Consider the following 408-nt stretch of genomic DNA (forward strand, 5'->3'; position numbering starts at 1 on the left):
GGCCTTGATCGATCCCGCCGCCGCGCCCGCGCATCGCCTGTCGAAGCTGTGGGCCTTGCCGCTCGCGTGGATGGCGGCGGGGCGCAGCACGGAGGCGCTAGAGGAGCATGCCGATGCCGCCACACGCGACGAGGTGCGCGCGAAGCTGTCGCACTTCGTCCGCTCGCGCTGGTTCGAACCGCCGTTCGGGGGCGAGACGTTCACCGGATTGCTGCTCGACGCGTTCGACGCGATGGCAGCATCGGAACGCGGGCCGCGATTGTTGCCCGACGGTCAGCCGCTCGACCTGTTCGTCACGGTCACCGACTTTGCCGGTCATCCCGAGCGTTTACGCCTGAACTCGCCGCCCGAAGTGGTGGAGACGGAGCACCGCCTCGTCGTGTCGTTTTCCGACGAAGGGCATGCGAG

1 pseudogene is annotated in these 408 nt (G+C 68.6%); it reads left to right on the forward strand.

Annotation, left to right across the window (positions count from 1 at the left end):
- Window positions 1–408: pseudogene (locus AC0IYH_RS29545) on the forward strand (hypothetical protein); the annotation flags it as partial.

This window comes from Pseudomonas sp. AC463, assembly GCF_979253585.1.